Origin of the sequence: Bacillus sp. ok061, from assembly GCF_900108285.1 — a bacterium.
GTDB classification, from domain to species: domain Bacteria; phylum Bacillota; class Bacilli; order Bacillales; family Bacillaceae_G; genus Bacillus_A; species Bacillus_A thuringiensis_S.
In genome coordinates, this window is record NZ_FNUW01000072.1 from 1 (window position 1) to 5,542 (window position 5,542).

A 5,542-nucleotide genomic window follows, 5' to 3' on the forward strand; every position below is an offset into this window, starting at 1 on the left:
GTTCTATATTACACTCCATTTGTATAATCGTCAACACCTTTTTATAAATATATTCAAGTTAATGTTTTTATGCTCTTTTAGCTAGATACGTCTCTATAGGATTTCATTATCGGAGCATGCTTTCTGCTTCTCTTTAATTTATTCTTCCAAACATATTCGATTTAATTTGAGCTCTAGACTTAACTTGTGCGGACGTTTCCCTCCAACAAAACTAGCAACCTTATTTTAACAAATACTAGTATATAATTAGAGAGTTGTTGTACTATCAATAAAACTCTATTAGAAGCAGGTGAAAATATGAAAGATATACGTATCCTTATAGCAGACGACGATAAAGAAATCCGAAATTTATTAAAAATATATTTAGAACGAGAATTATATATGGTAGACACTGCAATCAACGGCGAAGAAGCTTTGCATTTATTTAATCAAAATAACTATAACCTCGTTATATTAGATCTTATGATGCCCAAAATAGATGGAATCGAGGTATGTAAAAAGCTTAGAGATAAAACTAACGTACCTATATTAATGCTCACCGCTAAAGATCACGAAATTGATAAAATTTTAGGCTTAAGCATTGGTGCTGATGATTACATTACAAAACCTTTCAGCATTCACGAAGTAATTGCACGAGTAAAAGCTCTTATGCGGCGTTTTTTAGTTCTTGGAAGTAACAATACTGCTCAAGAAAAAACAACTTTATCTTTTAAAGGACTAACTTTCAATCTAAATACATACACAGTTCATACAAATAAAGAAGAAATTAACTTAACCGGAAAAGAACTGGAACTATTAAAATTCTTTACTTCAAACCCAGGGCAAGTATTTACAAAAACACAGCTCTTCCAAAATGTGTGGGACGATAATTATATAGAAGATGACAATACCGTTATGGTACATATTCGAAAACTTAGAAAGAAAATAGAAATCGACCCTTCCAATCCAAAATTCATTCAGACTATATGGGGAATTGGTTATAAGTTTGTAGGTGAAAAGCTTGAAGACTGATAAAACCCTCTCCCTTATTTCATTACAACTTATCATTTGCGGGATTTTAAACATACAAATGGACCCAAGAGTAAAAATGTCTTTATTTATAATCCTTATCTTAATTACAATTTATCTCTTCTTTTCAAGAATACAATTCATTCAACATCGCAAAGCAATGGATACTAAATTAAGTCGTGTACTAAAAGGAAACTTACAAACGAGATTATTCACAAGTAATGACCACTCATTACATAATATCGTTTTTTCAATAAACGAGCTAATAGCTAAATTAGAGCAGGTTCAGATTGAAGCCAAAAGATCCGAGGAATCCAGAAAACAACTTTTGTCTAGTATCTCCCACGATATACGAACACCACTCACCTCCATTATCGGATATATGGATGCTTTAAAAGATGGGGTTGCTGTTTCTGAAATAGAAAAACAAGAATACCTTAAAATACTTTATATGAAATCAAATAACTTAAAGCACCTAGTTGATGAAATATTCAATATGGCGAAGCTAGACGCTAATGAATTTCCACTAAAAGAAGAAGAACTCGACTTTTCTGAAGTTACTAGAGAAGTTTTGATTGAATTTTTACCTGAGCTCTCAAAACATAACATCGAACTGCAAGTTCTCATACCAGAATCTACTTGCCCTATTATCGCAGACTATCTGAGCCTTATGCGGATTATGAGTAATTTAATGAAAAATGCCATTTATTACGGAAAGGATGGAAAAATAGTGGGAGTCGAACTACTAGAAACCGATAGAGAATATGAACTTCATATTTGGGACAAAGGCCCTGGTATTCCAAAGCATGATTTACAAAATGTGTTTGAGCGAATGTACCGAAGCGAACAATCAAGAAACTCCTCGTTTGGTGGTAGTGGTCTCGGGCTCTCTATTTCTAAAGCGCTCGTTGAGAGAAATGGTGGGCATATATGGGTTGAAAGCACTCCATGGAAACGAACTATTTTTGGCTTTTCTATTCCAAAACACAATACTTTTAAGAAATAGTTAAGAAATGATTAATATGCAGTTAAGCCTTCCTTTTTATGATGTAAGTAAGAACTTATAGAAAGCAGGTGTCTCCTATAAATACAATTATAAAAACGACTAACCTTACTAAAGTATATGGCAATCAAAAATCAGTAGATAATTTAAATATTAATGTTCAACAAGGGGAGATTTATGGCTTCATAGGCCGCAACGGTGCTGGTAAAACAACAACCATTCGTATGCTGCTTAGTCTTATAAAGCCTACAAGTGGAACGATTGAAATATTTGGAGAGAACTTATTCCAAAATCAAAAAGATATTTTAAGCAGAATTGGTTCTATAGTTGAAGTTCCAGGATTTTATGAAAACTTAACTGCAAAAGAAAACCTATTAATTAATGCAAAGATAATTGGGGTTCACAAAAAGAATGCTATCGAAGAAGCATTAGAAATAGTAGGCTTGCAGCATGAGACAAAAAAGTTAGTAGGAAAGTATTCTTTAGGAATGAAGCAACGCTTAGGAATTGCACGCGCTCTTCTCCATTATCCCGAGCTACTCATATTAGATGAACCAACTAACGGACTAGACCCTATTGGTATTAAAGAAATGCGAAAACTTATTCATTCTTTAGCTCAAGAAAGAAATATAACAATACTCATTTCTAGTCACATATTAGCCGAGGTAGAACAGTTAGTCGATCGTATCGGAATTATTCATGAAGGAAAGTTACTAGAAGAAGTTTCTCTTGATACGCTACGCAAAGCAAACCGTAAGTACATAGAGTTTCAAGTGAATAATGACAATAAAGCTGTGATGTTATTAGAAAATCATCTTCAAATTTTTGATTATGAAGTACATGATGAAGGAAATATTCGTATTTACTCTCATTTTGGACAACAAGGATACATAAACAGAACATTCGTTCTTAATGGTATTGAAGTATTAAAAATGATGATAAGTGAAGATAGACTAGAAGATTATTTCACCAAACTAGTTGGAGGTGGAACCATTGGTTAATTTACTCTATACAGAACTCTTAAAACTAAAACGCTCTAATATGTTTTTAATTAGCATTATTGGTGCTGGTGTCGCACCTTTCTTAGTTGTAGTAGCCTCTTATATACATATAAAAACAAAACAGCCAACTCCGACTATTTGGTTCCATCAATTATTCACTGATGTTAACTTATATACTACTTTAGTTATAGGATTCCCCTTATACGGAGTAGTGGTTGCATATTTGCTTACCCGCGAATATGCAGAAGATACACTAAAAAATTTACTAACTATCCCCGTGTCGCGCATTAGCTTTATTATAAGTAAATTCATCATTCTCTTTCTTTGGATCATGATGCTAACTTTAGTCGCTTGGGCACTTACTTTAATATTAGGGCTATTGGGGAATTTCCCTGGTTTTAACATTGCTTTACTTTTAGGTTCTTTCCTAGAATTTTTAATATGTGGTGGACTTCTCTTTCTATTGTCTTCACCTATTGTACTACTAACTCTTGTCATGAAGAGCTATGTACCGCCCATTATATTAACAGTCATTATTACAATGACTAATCTTATGCTCGTAAACTCCAAGCATAAAGATTTATTTCCGTGGACCGCTACTCTAGATATCGCAAATAATGAATTACAACCGACATATCCACCAGAGTATTCTTATATCATCATTGCAGTAACAACAATTTCCGGATTTATTGCAACACTATTCTATTTTAAAAAAGTAGACATTCATTAATTTATAGGAGTGAAACTATGAGCGATATCATTATTGCCTTCATACTTGGTATTGTAGAAGGATTAGCTGAATTTTTACCTATATCTTCTACTGGCCACCTTATATTAGTCGGGCATTTATTAGACTTTGAAGGAGAAAGAGCAAAAACGTTTGAAATTGTTATTCAGCTAGGCGCAATTTTAGCTATTGCAATTTTATATCATAAACGTCTCGTTTCTTTATTTAATATTAAGCCTCTTCTACGGAAAGAGAAAAAATTCAACGCGTTTCATGTATTTCTTGGCGTATTTCCGGCAGTAGTGGCTGGTTTGCTACTACATGATATTATTAAAACATACTTATTTCAGCCATATACTGTTGTGATTGGACTTGTAGCAGGGGCAATTCTTATGATCTTTGCAGAAGTAAAAAAGAAAGAGGCAACCGCCTATTCACTGGACGATTTAACATACCGTCAAGCTTTAACAATTGGATTATTTCAGTGCTTAGCAGTATACCCTGGCTTCTCTAGAGCCGGCTCTACTATCTCTGGAGGTCTATTAGCAAAAGTAAATTATAAAACCGCATCCGAGTTCTCTTTTCTAATAGCTCTTCCTGTAATGGTTGGGGCTACAGGCTTAGACTTACTAAAAAGCTGGGAGTATTTAAGTGTCGATGACATCCCTATGTTTGCGGTAGGATTCATTACCTCTTTTATAGTAGCGATGCTAGCGGTAGTAACTTTTCTAAAGCTTTTAGAGAAGATAGGTTTAAAACCTTTTGCATACTATCGTATTTTGTTGGCTATCTTATTTACGCTTTTCGTATTGCTATAGATTCATATAAGTCACATATCATTAAACTGATATTCAATTTAGAATATCGGTTTTTTATCTATTTCAACTCTAGTACTACTCACTTCAATATGGCATAGTGATAATAAACTACCATTAATAGTCTGAACGTTCTTTAAGTAACTATATCCTTTATCATAAAATGCAATTGGAAAATTAAAGATCCCATATATGTACAGAACATATTTACAAACCATATTCATTCCACATAGTATCTTTTTAATTTGCAACACACTGATACAAATTTCAAATGAGTACAAAGACAGAATAAGTAAATAAATAAATAAATTTCCTAGGAATTATAAAGCAACTAAATATTAATTAGAGTGAGGTGACGATAAAATGAATCAATTAGCACAGACATATTGGAATACTTATTGGGGAAACAACAAAAAACAGAATCTGTTATAGCTTGGCAATTTGGGGATTCCCCTAATTATCTTGCACAACTAGTAATTGATGGTATTAAAACCGCTACATGCTCCGGTCACATTTTTATGAATTAGAAAATGAACCGCTACCGACCACTAATGATTATAGTATTATACTTAATAGTAATGATGAACCTGTAGCTATTATTAAGACAATAGAAGTAACTGTAACACCAATGAATGAAGTAAGAGAAGAATTCGCTATCGCCGAAGGCGAAGGAGATCGTACTTATAATTACTGCAGAGACACCCATATTCGTTTTTTTACAAAGGAACTAAATGAGCTTGGTCTTAATTTCTCTGAAGATATGTTACTCGTCTGTGAGCGTTTTGAACTTGTTGATGTGAACAATAAAGTGAAATTATAACAAACTGAGATTTACCACCCATTCTTATTTTTATAAAACACAAAAAAAGACAAGTCATTCTGACTTGTCTTAAAGTTGCTTGGCGACGTCCTACTCTCACAGGGACAAGGTCCCAACTACCATCGGCGCTAGAGAGCTTAACTTCCGTGTTCGGTATGGGAACGGGTG

Annotated in this window: 5 protein-coding genes, 1 rRNA gene and 1 pseudogene; 6 read left to right on the forward strand and 1 reads right to left on the reverse strand. The window is 33.5% G+C overall.

Going from position 1 to position 5,542, the window contains the following annotated elements; all coding sequences use genetic code 11:
- Window positions 1-297 precede the first annotated feature (297 nt).
- The 6 genes and pseudogenes from C4S65_RS33665 to C4S65_RS33690 all read left to right on the forward strand — a co-directional run bounded on the left by C4S65_RS33665 (window position 298) and on the right by C4S65_RS33690 (window position 5,374).
- Complete coding sequence (locus C4S65_RS33665) at window positions 298-1,011, forward strand: response regulator transcription factor (protein WP_000651996.1); 714 nt, start codon at window positions 298-300, stop codon at window positions 1,009-1,011.
- A complete protein-coding gene (locus C4S65_RS33670) occupies window positions 1,001-2,014 on the forward strand; it encodes a HAMP domain-containing sensor histidine kinase (RefSeq protein WP_140337683.1) in 1,014 nt (337 codons plus the stop codon). Before C4S65_RS33665 ends, C4S65_RS33670 begins: the two co-directional genes overlap by 11 nt.
- Window positions 2,015-2,082: 68 nt before the next feature.
- Complete coding sequence (locus tag C4S65_RS33675) at window positions 2,083-3,012, forward strand: ABC transporter ATP-binding protein (RefSeq protein ID WP_000074582.1); 930 nt, start codon at window positions 2,083-2,085, stop codon at window positions 3,010-3,012.
- Window positions 3,005-3,742, forward strand: a complete 738-nt coding sequence (locus tag C4S65_RS33680; protein WP_000247715.1) for an ABC transporter permease — start codon at window positions 3,005-3,007, stop codon at window positions 3,740-3,742. The genes C4S65_RS33675 and C4S65_RS33680 overlap by 8 nt, the downstream gene beginning before the upstream one ends.
- Window positions 3,743-3,759: 17 nt before the next feature.
- Window positions 3,760-4,557 (forward strand): undecaprenyl-diphosphate phosphatase UppP, encoded by a 798-nt coding sequence (gene uppP / locus C4S65_RS33685; protein WP_086405940.1) that lies wholly within the window; start codon window positions 3,760-3,762, stop codon window positions 4,555-4,557.
- Window positions 4,558-4,917: 360 nt separating this feature from the next.
- Window positions 4,918-5,374, forward strand: a pseudogene (locus C4S65_RS33690) (ASCH domain-containing protein).
- A gap of 77 nt (window positions 5,375-5,451) precedes the next feature.
- On the opposite strand, the gene rrf reads toward C4S65_RS33690, so the two are convergent.
- Window positions 5,452-5,542 (reverse strand): 5S ribosomal RNA (gene rrf, locus C4S65_RS33695); the annotation flags it as partial.

Bases quoted from the DNA above. Each gene is read 5' to 3' on its own strand.
- C4S65_RS33665 (WP_000651996.1), top strand. From the start codon at position 298: ATGAAAGATATACGTATCCTTATAGCAGACGACGATAAAGAAATCCGA.
- uppP (WP_086405940.1), top strand. From the start codon at position 3,760: ATGAGCGATATCATTATTGCCTTCATACTTGGTATTGTAGAAGGATTA.